The sequence below is a fragment of the Azonexus sp. MM2026_4 genome (genome assembly GCF_055901855.1).
The window spans coordinates 2,560,558-2,576,325 of record NZ_CM148380.1; the positions used below are offsets into that span (position 1 = coordinate 2,560,558).

Annotated in this window: 13 protein-coding genes; 7 read left to right on the forward strand and 6 right to left on the reverse strand. The window is 66.2% G+C overall.

The window, feature by feature from the left end; all coding sequences use genetic code 11:
- Positions 1 to 8: 8 nt before the first annotated feature.
- Positions 9 to 1,421 (reverse strand): nitrogen regulation protein NR(I), encoded by a 1,413-nt coding sequence (gene ntrC / locus AC0KWY_RS12080; RefSeq protein ID WP_474025742.1) that lies wholly within the window; start codon positions 1,419 to 1,421, stop codon positions 9 to 11.
- Between the two features lie 44 nt (positions 1,422 to 1,465).
- Positions 1,466 to 2,527, reverse strand: coding sequence for a nitrogen regulation protein NR(II) (glnL, locus tag AC0KWY_RS12085; RefSeq protein WP_474025743.1), 1,062 nt, complete (start codon positions 2,525 to 2,527; stop codon positions 1,466 to 1,468).
- 86 nt (positions 2,528 to 2,613) lie between these two features.
- Here glnL and AC0KWY_RS12090 point away from each other — a divergent pair, with 86 nt between their 5' ends.
- On the forward strand, positions 2,614 to 3,702 hold the full coding sequence (locus tag AC0KWY_RS12090) for an efflux RND transporter periplasmic adaptor subunit (protein WP_474025744.1): 1,089 nt from the start codon (positions 2,614 to 2,616) through the stop codon (positions 3,700 to 3,702).
- A 1-nt stretch (position 3,703) separates the two neighbouring features.
- Positions 3,704 to 6,856, forward strand: coding sequence for an efflux RND transporter permease subunit (locus AC0KWY_RS12095; RefSeq protein ID WP_474025745.1), 3,153 nt, complete (start codon positions 3,704 to 3,706; stop codon positions 6,854 to 6,856).
- Here AC0KWY_RS12095 and AC0KWY_RS12100 read toward each other — a convergent pair.
- From AC0KWY_RS12100 to AC0KWY_RS12110, 3 genes are all read right to left on the reverse strand, one after another.
- A complete protein-coding gene (locus AC0KWY_RS12100; RefSeq protein ID WP_474025746.1) occupies positions 6,848 to 7,297 on the reverse strand; it encodes a DUF4124 domain-containing protein in 450 nt (149 codons plus the stop codon). The genes AC0KWY_RS12095 and AC0KWY_RS12100 overlap by 9 nt on opposite strands.
- Positions 7,298 to 7,408: 111 nt before the next feature.
- Positions 7,409 to 8,824: a type I glutamate--ammonia ligase gene (gene glnA / locus AC0KWY_RS12105; RefSeq protein WP_474025747.1), complete on the reverse strand. Its 1,416-nt coding sequence runs from the start codon at positions 8,822 to 8,824 to the stop codon at positions 7,409 to 7,411.
- 187 nt (positions 8,825 to 9,011) lie between these two features.
- Positions 9,012 to 10,178, reverse strand: coding sequence for a cation diffusion facilitator family transporter (locus AC0KWY_RS12110; RefSeq protein WP_474025748.1), 1,167 nt, complete (start codon positions 10,176 to 10,178; stop codon positions 9,012 to 9,014).
- Positions 10,179 to 10,227: 49 nt separating this feature from the next.
- On the opposite strand from AC0KWY_RS12110, the gene AC0KWY_RS12115 reads away from it, so the two are divergent.
- The 4 genes from AC0KWY_RS12115 to clsB are packed head-to-tail and all read left to right on the forward strand — an operon-like array spanning position 10,228 to position 13,779.
- Positions 10,228 to 10,680, forward strand: coding sequence for a rhodanese-like domain-containing protein (locus AC0KWY_RS12115; RefSeq protein WP_474025749.1), 453 nt, complete (start codon positions 10,228 to 10,230; stop codon positions 10,678 to 10,680).
- Positions 10,681 to 10,723: 43 nt separating this feature from the next.
- A complete protein-coding gene (gene nadA / locus AC0KWY_RS12120; protein WP_474025750.1) occupies positions 10,724 to 11,821 on the forward strand; it encodes a quinolinate synthase NadA in 1,098 nt (365 codons plus the stop codon).
- A gap of 10 nt (positions 11,822 to 11,831) precedes the next feature.
- Positions 11,832 to 12,587, forward strand: coding sequence for an endonuclease/exonuclease/phosphatase family protein (locus AC0KWY_RS12125; RefSeq protein WP_474025752.1), 756 nt, complete (start codon positions 11,832 to 11,834; stop codon positions 12,585 to 12,587).
- The gene (gene clsB / locus AC0KWY_RS12130; RefSeq protein WP_474025753.1) at positions 12,577 to 13,779 is read left to right on the forward strand and encodes a cardiolipin synthase ClsB; all 1,203 of its coding nucleotides are present in this window, start codon (positions 12,577 to 12,579) and stop codon (positions 13,777 to 13,779) included. Before AC0KWY_RS12125 ends, clsB begins: the two co-directional genes overlap by 11 nt.
- Here clsB and gluQRS read toward each other — a convergent pair.
- Entirely contained in the window at positions 13,754 to 14,686 is a 933-nt protein-coding gene (gene gluQRS / locus AC0KWY_RS12135) for a tRNA glutamyl-Q(34) synthetase GluQRS (RefSeq protein ID WP_474029724.1), read from the reverse strand. The genes clsB and gluQRS overlap by 26 nt on opposite strands.
- 112 nt (positions 14,687 to 14,798) lie before the next feature.
- Here gluQRS and rpoH point away from each other — a divergent pair, with 112 nt between their 5' ends.
- Positions 14,799 to 15,659 carry an RNA polymerase sigma factor RpoH gene (rpoH, locus tag AC0KWY_RS12140; protein ID WP_474025754.1) on the forward strand — a complete coding sequence of 287 codons (861 nt, stop codon included), beginning with the start codon at positions 14,799 to 14,801 and terminating at the stop codon, positions 15,657 to 15,659.
- The last annotated feature ends 109 nt before the right edge of the window (positions 15,660 to 15,768 follow it).

Here is a 15,768-nt window from a genome sequence, read left to right on the forward strand (position 1 = left end):
GGAAGATTTTACTCTCCCGCCGCCTCCTTGCCGCCGTCGATGCCGAGATCGGCGATCTTGCGGGTGATCGTGTTGCGGCCGATCCCCAGCGCCTGCGCCGCCTCGATGCGGCGACCGCCGGTGTGGGCCAGTGCGCGCGAGATCAGGATGCGCTCGAAGCTCTGCGACAAGAGGCCATGCACGTCGGGCACGCCGCGCGCCAGCAGGCGGTCGACTTCGCCCTCCAGCGCCTTCTCCCAGTCGCCGACCAGCACCTGCGGCGGCGCTTCGCGCAGCTCGCTGGGCAGGTCGCCGACTTCGACCTGCTGCCCCGGCGCCATCACGGTCAGCCAGTGGCAGAGGTTTTCCAGTTGCCGGACGTTGCCCTGGAATTCCAGACCGCACAGGTACTTGAGCGCGCCTTCGGACAGGCGCTTCGGTTCGACGCCGAGTTCGCGCGCGCTCTTCTGCAGGAAGTGGCGGGTGAGCAGCGGAATGTCCTCGCGCCGTTCGCGCAGCGCCGGCAGGCGGATGCGGATGACGTTCAGACGGTGGAAGAGGTCCTCGCGGAACAGCCCGTCCTTGACCCGGCTTTCCAGGTTCTGGTGGGTCGCCGCGATGACGCGGACGTTGGCCTTGATCGGCGAATGCCCGCCGACCCGGTAGAAGTGTCCGTCCGACAGCACGCGCAAGAGGCGGGTCTGCAACTCGGAGGGCATGTCGCCGATTTCGTCGAGGAACAGCGTGCCACCTTCGGCCTGCTCGAAGCGGCCGCGCCGCTGCGCCTGGGCGCCGGTGAAGGCGCCGCGCTCGTGACCGAAGAGTTCGGATTCGAGCAGGTCCTTGGGAATCGCCGCGGTATTGATCGCGACGAAGGGCCGCTCGGCGCGCGGGCTGTGCCGGTGCAGCGCCCGCGCCACCAATTCCTTGCCGGAGCCCGATTCGCCGGTGATCAGCACGGTCGCGTGCGACAGCGCGAGGCGACCGATGGCGCGGAAGACTTCCTGCATCGCCGGTGCCTGGCCGAGAATTTCGGGCACCAGGCCCTCTTCCTCAGCCGCACCACTCTGGTGCATCGACTCGTCGATCGCCCGCCGGATCAGTTCCAGTGCCTGATCGACGTCGAAGGGCTTGGGCAGGTATTCGAAGGCGCCGCCCTGGAAGGCGGCGACCGCGCTTTCCAGGTCGGAGTAGGCGGTCATGATGATGACCGGCACGCCGGGGTGGCGGGTCTTCACTTCCTGCAGCAGATCGAGGCCGGACTGGCCGGGCATGCGGATGTCCGAGACCAGCACCTGCGGCGCTTCCTCGCCGCTCTCCAGACGGGCGATCGCTTCGCTTGCCGAAGCGTAGCTGGCAAACGCAATGCCTTCGCGCGACAGCGTCTTTTCCAGCACCCAGCGTATCGAGCGGTCGTCGTCAACGATCCATACCGGTTTCATGTCATGCCTCGTTCTCTTTGTCTGTCCGATCCTTGTAGCAAGACTCAGGCCGGCTCGATGGGCAAGCGGATGGTGAATACCGTCTGCCCCGGCCGACTGTAGCAGTCGATGCTACCGTGATGATGCTGGACGAAATTCTGGGCAATCGTCAGCCCCAGACCGTTGCCGCCCTCGCGCCCGGAGACCAGCGGATAGAACATGCGCTCACGGATGTCCTCGGGAATCCCCGGGCCGTTGTCGATGACCTTCAGTTCCAGCGCCATGCGGTAGCGCTTCTTGGCCAGCGTCACCTGGCGCAACGCCCGCGTGCGGAGGACGATCTCACCCTGGCCGGCCATCGCCTGCGCCGCGTTGCGGGCGATGTTGAGGACGGCCTGGATCAGTTGCTCGCGGTCGCCAACCAGTTCGGGCAGGCTGATGTCGTAGTCGCGGCGGATCTTCAGGCCTTCGGAAAACTCGGCCATCAGCAGGCTGCGCACCCGTTCGAGGATTTCGTGGATGTTCACCGTCGTCGGCAGCATCGCCCGGTGCGGCGTCAGCAGGCGCTGCATCAGGTCCTGCAGGCGGTCGGCCTCCTTGATGATGACCTGGGTGTATTCCTTGAGCGCCGGGTTGCCGAGTTCGTGTTCGAGCAGTTGCGCGGCGCCGCGGATGCCGCCGAGCGGATTCTTGATCTCGTGCGCCAGGTTGCGGATCAGTTCGCGGTTGGCCTGCTGTTGTTCGAGCAGCCTTTCCTCGCGCGTCGCCGCCAGATGGTGCTCGATCGGCTGCAGTTCGAGCAGCAGCCGCATGCCGGCGGCGATGTCCGGGCGCAGCGGCGTCACCGTGCAGTTGAGGTGCAGGGTTTCGCCGTCGGCACGGCCGAGAGCGATGTTCTGGCCGGTGTAGCCCCAGTTGTTCTGCAGGCCGTTGTCGATCGCCGACTGCAGCGTCAACGAGCATTTGCAGACCTCGCTCAGGCGCCGCCCGAGCACGCTCCGGCTGCTGATCGCGAGCAGGTTCTCACCGGCCGGGTTCAGGTAGCGGATGCATTGGTCGTCGTCGATCAGCAATACCGCCGACGCCAGGAGATCGAGCCCGGCGAAGTTGGCATGGGTCACACCCATGCGACGCCCCCGCGGCGGTGCCGCCTTGCTTGCCTTAATGACCCGCTGTTCATTATCATCCAGAAACTCCTTTTCCCGCTTGCGCCATGACCGTCGCCATCCGCGCCTCCCGCTTGCTGCTGCTTGCCGTGCTGGCCTCCCTGGGCGCCTGCGGCAAAGCGCCCGAGCGCACTGAAGAAAAACGCACCGTGATGGTGCATATTGCCACAGCCGCACCATCCCCGGGCATGCAACTGACCGGCGAGGTCCGCGCAAGGCACGAGGTGGAGCTGGCTTTCCGGGTCGGCGGCAAGATCGAGGCGCGCCTTGTCGATGCCGGTAGCGAAATCCGTGCCGGACAGGTGCTGGCCCGTCTCGACCCGCAGGACCTGAAACTGGCGGCGAGCGCTGCCGCCGCCCAGGTCGCCGCCGCCGAGAGCGAAGTGGCGACAGCCGCTGCCGAACGCGAGCGTTACGCCGGTCTGCTGGCGCGCAAGTTCGTCAGCCAGGCCGCCTTCGACACCCGCCAGCACGCCCTCAACGCCGCCCAGGCGCGCCTCGAACAAGCCCGCGCGCAGCGCAGCATCAGCGCCAACCAGGCCGACTACGGCAGTCTGCGCGCCGATTTCCCGGGCGTCGTCGCCGCCGTCCTCGCCGACGCCGGCCAGGTGGTCGGCGCCGGCCAAGCGGTGCTGCGCATCGCCCGCCCGGAAGAAAAGGAAGTCCTGGTCGCCGTGCCGGAAGGCCGCGTCGCCGCGCTGCGCCAGGCCGAAAAAATCACCGTCCGCCTGTGGTCGGCGCCCGAGCTGGCGATCGCCGGCAAACTGCGCGAACTGGGCGCCGTCGCCGATCCGCAGACGCGCACCTATCCGGCGCGCATCAGCCTGCTTGAAGCGCCGCCGCAGGCGATGCTGGGCATGACGGCCAGCGTCAGTCTCGATGCGGCACCGCTCGCCACCGTGGTGGTGCCGCTGGCAGCGGTCGGCGACAACGGCCAGGGAGCTTTCGTCTGGATCGTCGAAGCCGACAAGCTGCGCCGGGTGCCGGTGCGCGTCGGCAACTTCCGCGCCGACGGTGCCGAGATCGTCGGCGGCCTGCGCGGCGGCGAAGCCGTGGTCATCGCCGGCATCTCGCAGTTGCTTGAGGGCCAGGCAGTGGTCGCCCGCAGCGCCCCAGCAGCGGCCGCGCAGCGCTGAGATGAGCCAGCGCTTCAATCTGTCCGACTGGACGCTGCACCACCGGACGCTGGTCGGCTACTTCATGCTCGCCCTCGCCCTGATGGGCATCGTCGCCTACGGTCAACTGGGCCAGGCGGAAGACCCGCCGTTCACCTTCAAGGCAATGGTGATCCAGGCCTACTGGCCGGGTGCCACCGCGCAGCAGGTGGAACAGCAACTGACCGAGCGGATCGAGAAGAAGCTGCAGGAACTGCCTTCGGTCGACCGGCTGACCAGCTATTCGCGCGCCGGCGAAGCGACGGTGATCTTTTTCGCCAAGGACAGCTTCCGTTCGGCGCAGATGCCGGAAATCTTCTACCAGGTGCGCAAGAAGATCGGCGACATCCGCCACACCCTGCCCGAAGGCATCCAGGGGCCCTTCTTCAACGACGAGTTCGGCGACGTCTTCGGCAACCTGTTCGCGGTCACCGGCGAAGGCCTCGACTATCCGCTGCTCAAGGACCAGGCGGAACGCATCCGCGACGCACTGCTGCCGGTCAAGGGCGTCGGCAAGATCGACATCTTCGGCATCCAGGACGAGAAGATCTTCGTCGATATCGACAATGCCAAGCTGGCGACGCTGGGCATCGCCCCGGCGGCGATCGGCCAGGCGCTGGCGCAGCAGAACGCGGTCAACGGCGCCGGCTTCTTCGAGATGGACGACGAGCGCATCCAGTTGCGGCCGAGCGGCGCCTTCGCCAGCGAACAGGCAGTCGCCGACACCCTGATCCGCAGCAACAACCGCAGCTTCCGGCTCGGCGACATCGCTACCGTGCACCGCAGCACCAGCGAGCCGCCCGGCATCCAGGTCCGCTTCGCCGGCAAGCCGGCGCTGGTCATCGGCGTCGCCATGGCGCCGGGCGGCGACATCATCGCGCTGGGCCGGGCGCTGGAACAGAAACTCGCCAGCCTGCGGCCAACGCTGCCGGTCGGCGTCGACATCCACGAGGCGGTCAGCCAGCCGGCCGCCGTGACGCGCTCGATCGACGCCTTCGTCAAAGCCCTGGCCGAAGCGGTGATCGTCGTCCTCGCCGTCACCTTCATCAGCCTCGGCCTGCGCACCGGCATGGTGGTCGCCGTCTCGATCCCGCTGGTCCTGGCCGCCACCTTCCTCGCCATGCACAGCCTCGACATCGGCCTGCACAAGGTGTCGCTCGGCGCACTGGTGCTGGCGCTGGGCCTTTTGGTGGACGACGCGATCATCGCCGTCGAGATGATGTGGGTGAAGATGGAACAGGGCTGGGAGCGCACCCGCGCCGCCTCGTTCGCCTTCACCAGCACCGCCGGGCCGATGCTCTCCGGCACCCTGGTCACCGTCGCCGGCTTCATCCCGATCGCCCTGGCCAAATCGTCGACCGGCGAGTATGCCTTCGCCTTCTTCCAGATCAACGCCATCGCCCTGCTGATTTCCTGGCTGGCCGCCGTCATCGCCATTCCCTGGCTCGGCTACAAGCTGCTGCCCGACCCGCGCGCGGCGCAGACGCCTGGCCGGCTGGCCGCGCGCTGGCCGCGCCTCGACCGCCTGGCGCGCCGGCTCGGCGCCTACGGACCGTCCCATCCGGTCGACCACGATGTTTATGGCACGCCGTTCTACCAGCGCTTCCGGCGCTTCGTCGGCTTCTGCGTCGATCATCGCTGGCTGGTGATCGGCGTCACGCTGCTGCTGTTCGTGCTCGCCATCTTCGGCATGGGCAAGGTGCAGAAGCAGTTCTTCCCGAACTCGACCCGACTCGAACTCAACGTCGAACTGCGCCTGCAGGAAGGCGCCTCGCTAACCGCCACCGCGGACGCCGCGCGGGCGCTAGAAAACTGGCTGGAGGCCGACCGCGCCAGCCACGACGATTTCTCCCATTACGTCTCGTGGATCGGCAGCGGCGTCCCCCGCTATTTCCTGTCGCTCGACCGCCAGCTACCGGCCAGCAACGTCGCCCAGTTCATCATCGAGACGCGCGACATGGCGGCCCGCGAAGCCCTGCGCGAACGCCTGATCAACCATTACCGGCTGGCGCCCGACGGGGTCCGCGCCAACGTTGCCCGCATCGAGAACGGACCGCCGGTCGGTTACCCGGTGCAGTACCGGGTGGCCGGCGAGGACATCGCCGCACTGCGGCGCATCGCCGACGAGGTGGCGAGCATCATGCGCAGCGACGAACGGCTGTCGAACGTCAATTTCGACTGGCACGAACTGTCGAAGACCATCGCCATCGACATCGACCAGGACAAGGCGCGTCTGCTCGGCGTTTCCAGCCAGGACGTCGCCGCCCTGCTCGCCATGTCGCTGCAGGGCTACAGCGTCAGCGCGCTGCGCGAAGGCAGCAAGCGCATCGAGGTCGTCCTGCGCGGCGGCGACAAGGAGCGCCACGACCCGGCCGCCCTCGCCGGCCTGATGCTGCCGACGCCCGCCGGACGCAGCGTGCCGCTGTCGCAGATCGCGCGCCTGACGCCGGTCTTCGAACCCGGCCTGGTCTGGCGCCGCGACCGCGTGCCAACCATCACCGTGCGCGCCAACCTCTACGGCACGACGCAGCCGGCGACCATCGTCGACCATCTGCAGGGCCCCATCGACAGCCTGCGCCAGCGACTGCCCGCCGGTTTCAGCATTGTTCCTGGCGGCTCGGTCGAGGAATCGGCCAAGGGCGGCAACTCGGTCGGCGCCGGCCTGCCCTTGTTCATCCTGGCCGTCGTCACCATCCTGATGATCCAGTTGCAGAACGTCTCGCGCGTCGTCATGGTGCTGCTCACCGCGCCGCTCGGCATGATCGGCATCACCCTGTTCCTGCTCGTCTTCAACCAGCCCTTCGGCTTCATGGCGCTGCTCGGAACGATCGCCCTGTTCGGCATGGTGATGCGCAACTCGGTGATCCTGGTCGACCAGATCGAGCAGGACCTGGCGAGCGGCCGCGCCCGCTGCGAGGCGATCGTCGAATCGACGGTGCGCCGCCTGCGGCCGATCGTGCTCACCGCCGCGGCTGCCGTGCTGGCGATGATCCCGCTGTCGCGCAACGATTTCTTCGGACCGATGGCGATCGCCATCATGGGTGGCCTGATCGTCGCCACCGCGCTGACGCTGTTCTTCCTGCCGGCGCTCTACGCCGCCTGGTACAAGGTCGGCAAGCGCGGCGCCTCAGCGTAATCCGCCCAGTTCCTTCTGGATCGCCTGCAGATTGCGTTCGTGCTGGGCGACGCGGTCACGGTAGGGCGCGGTCCGCTCGGCAACGTTGCCGGTGCGAATGGCTTCCTGTTCGGCCAGTTCCTTGCGCGCCTGCTCCAGCTTGCGCTGCTCGCCGGCCTGTTCCTGTTCGAGAATCAGGCGACGGTCGCCGTCGCGCGCCTTCTGGGTATCTTCCTGGACCCGTGGAAAACCCGCCGGCGTCGGATTCCCCGCCGCGCGCGGCGCGCTGCGCGCTGCCGGGACCGTGTTGTGCTCTTCGCTGACGATCGCCTGGCAATTCTTATTGACCCGGCTATTGGAGATCAGGACCCCGCCACCGGCATCGGTGCACTTGTAGATGGTCTGGGCCGACAGCGCCAGCGGTGCCAGCGCCAGGGAGAAAATTAGCAGCTTGCGTGTCATCGTCATGCTTCCTGGAAACCGGGTCAGTGTACCGGAGTAAACGACCGACTTGCCGAAAGGTGAACAAAAAAAGGGCGGGGAAATCCCCGCCCTTTCTGCTTCCGCTGGCGATCAGCAGGAGTAGTACAGATCGAACTCGACCGGGTGCGTGGTCATGCGGATCTTGTTCACTTCTTCCATCTTCAGGGCGATGTAGGCATCGATCCAGTCGTTGGAGAAAACGCCACCGCGGGTCAGGAACTCGCGATCCTTGTCCAGGCTGTCCAGCGCTTCTTCGAGCGAGGCGCAGACGGTCGGGATCTTGGCATCTTCTTCCGGCGGCAGGTCGTACAGGTTCTTGTCGGCCGGATCTCCCGGGTGGATCTTGTTCTGGATGCCGTCGAGGCCGGCCATCAGCAGCGCGGCGAAGCACAGGTACGGGTTGGCGATCGGATCCGGGAAGCGGGTCTCGATACGACGGGCCTTGGTCGAAGCGACGAACGGGATGCGGATCGAAGCGGAACGGTTCTTGGCCGAGTAGGCCAGCTTGACCGGAGCTTCGTAGTGCGGGACCAGACGCTTGTAGGAGTTGGTGCCCGGGTTGGTGATCGCGTTCAGCGCCTTGGCGTGCTTGATGATGCCGCCGATGTAGTAGAGGGCGGTTTCCGACAGGCCAGCGTACTGGTCACCGGCGAACAGGTTCTTGCCGTCCTTCCAGATCGACTGGTGAACGTGCATGCCCGAGCCGTTGTCGCCGACGATCGGCTTCGGCATGAAGGTGGCGGTCTTGCCGTACTGGTGGGCAACGTTGTGCACCACGTACTTCAGGATCTGGGTCCAGTCGGCGCGCTTGACCAGGGTCGAGAACACGGTGCCGATTTCGCACTGGCCGGCGTTGGCCACTTCGTGGTGATGCACTTCGACCGGCACACCCAGCGATTCGAGGGTGAGAACCATGGCCGAACGGATGTCGTGCAGGCTGTCGACCGGGGGAACCGGGAAGTAGCCGCCCTTGACGCCCGGACGGTGGCCGGTGGCGCCGTTGCCGTCGTTCTTCTCGCCGGAATTCCAGGCCGCTTCGGCGGAGTGGATCTTCAGGTTGCAGCCGGACATGTCGACCGACCATTCGACGCCGTCGAAGATGAAGAATTCGGGTTCCGGACCGAAGTAGGCGGTATCGCCGATGCCGGAGGACTTCAGGTAGGCTTCGGCGCGCTTGGCGATCGAGCGCGGGTCGCGGTCGTAGCCACGGCCGTCGGCCGGATCAACGACGTCGCAGCTGAGGACGACGGTGGTTTCGTCGAAGAAGGGATCGATGTAGGCAGTTGCCGGATCCGGCATCAGCAGCATGTCGGAAGCCTGGATGCCCTTCCAGCCGGCGATCGAGGAACCATCGAAGGCATGGCCGTTTTCGAACTTGTCTTCATCAAAAGCGGAGACCGGCACGGTAACGTGCTGTTCTTTGCCACGGGTGTCGGTGAAGCGGAAATCGACGAACTTGGCGTCATTTTCCTTGATCAGATTGATCACGTCTTGCGGGGTTGCCATACGCGTTAGTCTCCTAAGAAAACAGGATGCCGGCCGGGCCGGCAACATTCAAAATCCAGCGCCTGAGAGGTAGCAGAAAGCATGCCAAGGGTCCCGAGCGAAGTTTTTCATTGTGCCACAAGGGACTGCGATCAAGCACCAGCAATCTTGCGCACCATTATAGTGCACACAAAAGAACGCAGCACCATTACGGTGCCGACGAGTAGTTCAAGCGCAGCGCATGAACCACCGGCAAATCCCGCAAACGACCAGCCAGGCCGGCCTCGATATCAGCGAGGGAGGAACAATCCGCCAACGAACCGTAAGCGAAATAAAGATCGACTTCGAGTTGCCCGCCGACATAGTGCAGGACAATCCTGGCCGGCGCCGGCAAATCAGTCAGCAGGGGCGCGAGCTGCGGCAACAGGGCTTCGCGATCAGGCAGGCCAAGCGCTGAACGATCGGGCTCGACATCGTCGTCCGGATCGACGTGTACGAGAACATCGAGCACTTCCGGGTGCGCCCGGAGCACCGCCGCCCGTGCCGACTCGGCGATATGGTGACCTTCCGAGACGCTGATCCGGGGATCGACCTGGACATGGGCGTCGACCAGCACCTGATGCGCCATGCGCCGGGTGCGCAGGGCATGCAGATCGAGCACGCCGGGTGTCGTGCGCAGGGTGTTGCGGATCGCCGTGACACGGGTCTCGTCGAGCCCGGTGTCGATCAGCTCCTCGATCGCCTCCCAGGCCAGCTTGCCGCCCATGCGCAGGATCATGAAACCCATCAGCGCCGCCGCCAGCAAATCGAGGAAGCCCCAGCCGAGCAGCGCACCGCCGATGCCGACCACGACCACCAGCGCCGACGCCGCATCAGCCCGGGTATGCAGGGCGTTCGCGGTCAACAACTGGGAACGCAGTTTTTCGGCAACCCGGATCAGGTAGCGATACAGGACTTCCTTGGCGACAACGGTGAGGACGGCAATCCAGAAAGCCAGCATGGCGATCGCCGGCTGGCTGGCGTGCTCGCCGAGGCGCATACCCGAATCCCACAGGATACCGGCGCCGATCAGCACCAGCGACACCCCGAGCGCCAACGTCGCCGCCGTTTCGACGCGACCATGCCCGTAGGGATGAGCGCGGTCGGCCGGCAGCACGCTCTGCCGGCTCGCCCAGATGACGAGAAAGTCGGACAGCAGGTCGGAAAAGGAGTGCAGGCCGTGTGCGACCAGCGACTGCGAATGCGCCAGCCAACCGACGATCAACTGGACAACGGTCAACGCCAGGTTGACCAGCACGCTGACCCAGGTCGCCCTTTGCGCCTCGCCGGCACGCGCTGCGGCACTGCCCGGCGGCCCGGAATCCACTTTTCCCATCGGGTCTGTCCTATATACTGTAGGGCCAAGATTCTAGCAGCGATCCACCATGGGCAAACTCAGCGACATTCTCGACATCGCACATTCCCGGGCCGAAGGGCTGGAACGCCCCTACCAGGGTGAATTGTTGCCGACCGAGGCCCACGAACTCCTGCTGCATGCCCCGGGCGCCCGCCTGGTGGACGTGCGGACCCGCGCCGAATGGGATTGGGTCGGACGCATTCCCGGTGCCATCGAGATCGAATGGAACCAGTACCCGGGCGGCACCCGCAACCCGCATTTCCTTGCCGAACTGCGCCGCCAGGTCGATCCGGAAGCGCTGCTCATCTTCATCTGCCGCAGTGGCGTCCGCTCGATCGGTGCCGCCGCGGCCGCCAGCGACGCCGGCTACACCAACTGCTACAACGTGCTCGAAGGCTTCGAGGGCGACAAGGACGCCAACGGCCATCGCAATGCCGTTGGTGGCTGGCGGCGCGCCGGCCTGCCCTGGCATCAGGGATAATTCGTCCTTTCGCGCGGCCGTCCGCGCCATTTCCGGAATCAGCATGCACACTGCGACCCTTTCCTTCGCTCCCTTCAACGACCTCGCCGACGACGCCTGCCAGGAGCGCATTCGCGCCGCCCGCGCCAGGCTCGGCAAGCGGGCCGTGATCCTCTGCCACCATTACCAGCGGGCCGACATCTATCAGCACGCCGACCTCACCGGCGATTCGCTGAAGCTATCCAAACTCGCCGCGCAGACCGATTCGGAATACGTGATCTTCTGCGGCGTCCACTTCATGGCCGAAGTCGCCGACATCATGACCGCCCCCAACCAGATCGCCATCCTGCCCGACCTCGCCGCCGGCTGCTCGATGGCCGACATGGCCAACCTGGCCAAGGTCGAACGCTGCTGGCGCGAACTGGGCGAAGTGCTCGACGTCGAAAAGGAAGTCACGCCGGTCACCTACATCAACTCGGCGGCCGACTTGAAGGCCTTCTGCGGCGAACACGGCGGCATCGTCTGCACCTCGTCGAACGCCGGCACCATCGCCAAATGGGCCTTCGCCCAGCGCCCCAAGGTGCTGTTCTTCCCCGACCAGCACCTCGGCCGGTGGACCGGCCACAACATGGGCTTCCCGATGGACGAGATGGTGGTCTGGGACCCCGACCTGGAAATGGGCGGCCTCACCCCCGAACAGATCCGCAAGGCGCGCATCCTGCTGTGGAAGGGCCACTGCTCGGTGCACCAGATGTTCCAGAAATCGCACATCGACGCCTTCCGCGCCAAGTACCCGGAAGGGAAAGTGATCGCTCACCCCGAGTGCAATTTCGAGGTCTGCGCGGCTTCCGACTACGTCGGCTCGACCGAGCACATCGTCAAGACCATCAAGGAAGCGCCGGCCGGCACGCGCTGGCTGGTCGGCACCGAACTCAACCTGGTCGACCGCCTGGCGAAGGAAGTGCTGCCGCAGGACAAGATCGTCCAGTTCATGGCGACCACCATCTGCATGTGTTCGACGATGCAGCGCATCGACCCGCAGCACCTCGCCTGGACGCTGGAAAACCTGGCCGACGGCAAGGTCGTCAATCCGATCCGGGTGCCCGAGCACGAGGCCAGGCTGGCCCGTCTGGCGCTCGACCGCATGCTCGCCATTTCCTGACCGGACGCCCATGCCGCAGGCCCTGCACGTCGTCACCTACAACATCCACAAGGGGTTTTCGCAGTTCAACCGGCGGATGATGGTGCACGAACTGCGCGAGCGCCTGCGTCACCTCAACCCCGACCTGGTCTTCCTGCAGGAAGTGCAGGGCCTGCACCTCGGCCATGCCGAGCGCCACGCCGACTGGCCGGACTCGCCGCAGCACGAATTCCTCGCCGAAGACATCTGGCAGGCGGCCTACGGCCGCAACATGATCTACGACCGCGGCCACCACGGCAACGCGATCCTCTCGCGCTTCCCGATCATCGACATCCACAACCAGGACGTCACTCACCTGCAGTTCGAGAAACGCGGCCTGCTGCATTGCCGGATCGAACTGCCCGGCGGCCCGCCAGCCCACTGCGTCTGCGTCCATCTTTCGCTGTTCGGCCATTCGCGCCGCCGCCAGATGGACGCCCTGGCCGATTACCTGGATCGTCTCGACGATCCCGCCGCGCCGCTGATCGTTGCCGGCGATTTCAACGACTGGCGCAGTCGCGCCTGCCAGCAACTGGCCGGCCGCCTCAACCTGCAGGAAGTTTTCTCGCAGGAAGTCGGCGGCCGTCCGGTGCGCAGCTTTCCCGCCGCCATGCCGATGTTCCGGCTCGACCGCATCTACGTGCGCGGCTTTGCCGTCCGCGAAACCAGCGTGCACCACGGCCCGCCGTGGTCGGCAATTTCCGACCACGCCGCGCTGTCGGCGCGACTGACGAGGCATGAGTCCTGACTTCCTGCCCGGCAACCGCCTGACGCTGCTCAACTCCGGGCGCGACTACTTTCCCGCGCTGCTCGCGGCGATCGCCGGCGCGCAGCGGGAAATCTATCTGGAGAGCTATATCTTCGCCGCCGACCCGATCGGCCACGAAGTCGCCTCGGCGCTGTGCGAAGCGGCGCGTCGAGGCGTCGTCGTCAATCTGCTGGTCGACGGTTTCGGCGCCCGCAATTTCGCCGACGACTTCCGGCCGCAACTGGCCGCCGCCGGCGTCCGCGCCTTGTTCTACCGACCGGAGATCCGCCGCTTCCACATGCAGCGCCATCGCCTGCGCCGTCTGCACCGCAAGCTGGCGGTGATCGACGGCATGATCGCCTTCGTCGGCGGCATCAACATCGTCGACGACGACAACGCGCCGGTCGAGATGCGGCCGCGTTACGACTACGCGGTGCGCGTCGAAGGCCCGCTGCTGGCGCCGATCCATCACGCCGTCCGGCGCATGTGGGAAATCGTCACCTGGGTCAACTTCCGCCGCCGCTTCCGCCTGGCACCGCTGCTCCAGCCCTGCTGCACGGCAGCGGGCCGGCAGACCGCCGCCTTCCTGATCCGCGACAACATCCGCCACCGCAACGACATCCTCAACGCCTACATCGACGCGATCGAGGCCGCGCAGGACGAAATCCTCATCGCCAACGCCTATTTCCTGCCCGGCTTCCGTTTCGGTCGCGCCCTCTACGCCGCCGCCCGACGCGGCGTACACATCACCATCCTGCTCCAGGGCAAGACCGACCATCCTCTGATGCGCTACGCCACCCAGGCTCTCTACGCCAGCGCACTGGCCACCGGCATCCGCATCTTCGAATACGAAAAGAGCTTCCTCCACGCCAAGGTTGCGGTCATCGACCGCCACTGGGCGACCGTTGGCTCGTCCAACATCGACCCCTTCAGCCTGCTGCTCGCCAAGGAGGCCAATATCGTCGCCCACGACCGCGCTTTCGCCGAAGAGCTCCACGCCAGCCTGCATGAAGCGATCGGCGATGGCAGCCGCGAACTACGCGCGCAGGACGTCGCTGGCCAGCCCTGGCACTCGCGCTTCCTGCGCTGGCTCAGTTACGGCCTGGTGCGCCTGCTGGTTGGCTTCGCCGGCTACGGCGACCGCCACTGGCGAACCAGCGAACAGGTCAGCCAACAGTCGCCGGAACGCTGATCGCCGGCCCCCGGGGAATCGCGGCAAAGCACCAGTTGGCGAGCGCCCAGGCCCAGACCTCATCCACCTTTGCCGCCGCCAGTTCGGCCGGCGCCGGCTGACCGAGGAAACGCAGCGCCCGCACCAGTTCGGATGCCGCCTGCCCCGCCGCCAGCGCCGGCGCCAAGGTCTGTTTGGACCATTTCTCGCCGGCCGGATTGGTCGCCACCGGCAGATGGGCGTAACCCGGCCGAGGATAACCCAGGCATTGCTGCAGCCATAGTTGCCGCGGCGTCGAGGCGAGCAGGTCGGCGCCGCGCACGATGTCGGTGATGCCCTGGCTGGCATCGTTGACGACCACCGCCAATTGGTAGGCATGAATGCCGTCGGCGCGGCGCAAGACGAAATCGCCGACCTCGTCCGCCAGGTGCTGCTCGACCACACCTTGCAAGCGGTCCGCAAAAGCGAGCACCGCGTCATCCACCCGCAAGCGCCAGGCACGCGCCCCGCCGCCGGAACGTAGCCCATTGCGGCAGGTACCGGGATAGAGGAGACCGCCATCGACCGCCGTCCGGCTCGCGGCCGCGGCGATCTCGCTACGCGAGCAGGCACAGGGATAGACCAGCCCCCGCCCGCGCAGCACGTCCAGTGCCGCCTCGTAAGCGGACAAGCGGCTGCTCTGGTAGAGCACCGGACCGTCCCAGGCGAACCCGCAGGCGTCCAGCGTGCGCAGGATCGCATCGGCGGCGCCGTGCACATTGCGCGGGGTATCGACATCCTCGATGCGCAGCAGCCATTCGCCGCCCCGGCAGCGGGCTTCCAGGCAACTCGCCAGCGCGGCGATCAGCGAACCGAAGTGCAGCGGACCGCTCGGCGACGGCGCGAAACGCCCGCGATACCGCCCGGCGGGCGGCGCGGCAGCACTCATGAACATGGCAGTTGAATTTTGTTACACACGCGCCGGAAACTTGCCCCATACTTAGCACTCTCAGGCAGCGAGTGCTAAAATAGTTCTGTCAGATTACGGAGGATTCTACGCTATGACCCATGCCCTGGCGCTTCCCGTACCCTCGGCCGTCGGCAACATCGATGCCTACATCCAGGTGGCGAACCGCTACCCGATGCTGTCCGAAGCGGAGGAAATCCGGCTGGCCGAGCGCTTCCATAACGATGGCGATGTCGATGCCGCCCGCCAGCTCGTGCTCTCGCATCTGCGTCTGGTCATCTCGATCGCCCGCGGCTACCTTGGCTACGGACTGCCCCATGCCGACCTGATCCAGGAAGGCAACATCGGCCTGATGAAGGCGGTCAAGCGCTTCGACCCGGGCCGCGGTGTCCGTCTGGTTTCGTTCGCGATGCACTGGATCAAGGCCGAGATTCACGAATACATCCTGAAGAACTGGCGACTGGTCAAGGTGGCAACGACCAAGGCCCAGCGCAAGCTGTTCTTCAACCTGCGCAGCATGAAGGCCGATTACGAAGGCGTCGACACCCTTTCCGGCCAGCAGGCAGAGGAAGTCGCCCAGCGCCTCGGCGTCAAGCGCGACGAAGTGGTCGAAATGGAAACCCGCCTCAGCGGTCGCGACCTGGCACTCGAAGGCAACCCGGACGATGGCGATGACTGCTTCGCGCCGATCGACTACCTGGCCGACAGCCGCTACGAACCGACCCGGATGCTCGAGAACAAGGCCCAAGCCCGTCTGCAGGACGAAGGCCTGCACCAGGCGCTGGCCGCCCTCGACCCGCGCAGCCGGCGCATCGTCGAAGCCCGCTGGCTGGCAGATGGCGAAACTGCGACGCTGCACGACCTGGCCGCCGAGTTCGAGGTCTCCGCCGAACGCATCCGGCAGATCGAAGCCAAGGCCTTGCAGAAAATGCGCGGACTGCTGGTAGCGGCCTGACTGCCCCTCCGACGCTGCCGCACCAGAGGCCCATCCCCAACCCGGGATGGGCCTTTTGCATCGGCCGACGACAATCTGCCGCCTCGCCGCCGCAGCCTCATCTAATACC

Excerpts from the sequence above, each read along its gene's own strand:
- rpoH (WP_474025754.1), top strand. The coding sequence starts at position 14,799 with ATGACCCATGCCCTGGCGCTTCCCGTACCCTCGGCCGTCGGCAACATC.
- AC0KWY_RS12095 (WP_474025745.1), top strand. The coding sequence starts at position 3,704 with ATGAGCCAGCGCTTCAATCTGTCCGACTGGACGCTGCACCACCGGACG.
- glnA (WP_474025747.1), bottom strand. The coding sequence starts at position 8,824 with ATGGCAACCCCGCAAGACGTGATCAATCTGATCAAGGAAAATGACGCC.
- AC0KWY_RS12115 (WP_474025749.1), top strand. The coding sequence starts at position 10,228 with ATGGGCAAACTCAGCGACATTCTCGACATCGCACATTCCCGGGCCGAA.
- ntrC (WP_474025742.1), bottom strand. The coding sequence starts at position 1,421 with ATGAAACCGGTATGGATCGTTGACGACGACCGCTCGATACGCTGGGTG.
- glnL (WP_474025743.1), bottom strand. The coding sequence starts at position 2,527 with ATGGGTGTGACCCATGCCAACTTCGCCGGGCTCGATCTCCTGGCGTCG.
- AC0KWY_RS12100 (WP_474025746.1), bottom strand. The coding sequence starts at position 7,297 with ATGACACGCAAGCTGCTAATTTTCTCCCTGGCGCTGGCACCGCTGGCG.
- AC0KWY_RS12125 (WP_474025752.1), top strand. The coding sequence starts at position 11,832 with ATGCCGCAGGCCCTGCACGTCGTCACCTACAACATCCACAAGGGGTTT.
- clsB (WP_474025753.1), top strand. The coding sequence starts at position 12,577 with ATGAGTCCTGACTTCCTGCCCGGCAACCGCCTGACGCTGCTCAACTCC.
- AC0KWY_RS12090 (WP_474025744.1), top strand. The coding sequence starts at position 2,614 with ATGACCGTCGCCATCCGCGCCTCCCGCTTGCTGCTGCTTGCCGTGCTG.
- gluQRS (WP_474029724.1), bottom strand. The coding sequence starts at position 14,686 with ATGAGTGCTGCCGCGCCGCCCGCCGGGCGGTATCGCGGGCGTTTCGCG.
- nadA (WP_474025750.1), top strand. The coding sequence starts at position 10,724 with ATGCACACTGCGACCCTTTCCTTCGCTCCCTTCAACGACCTCGCCGAC.
- AC0KWY_RS12110 (WP_474025748.1), bottom strand. The coding sequence starts at position 10,178 with ATGGGAAAAGTGGATTCCGGGCCGCCGGGCAGTGCCGCAGCGCGTGCC.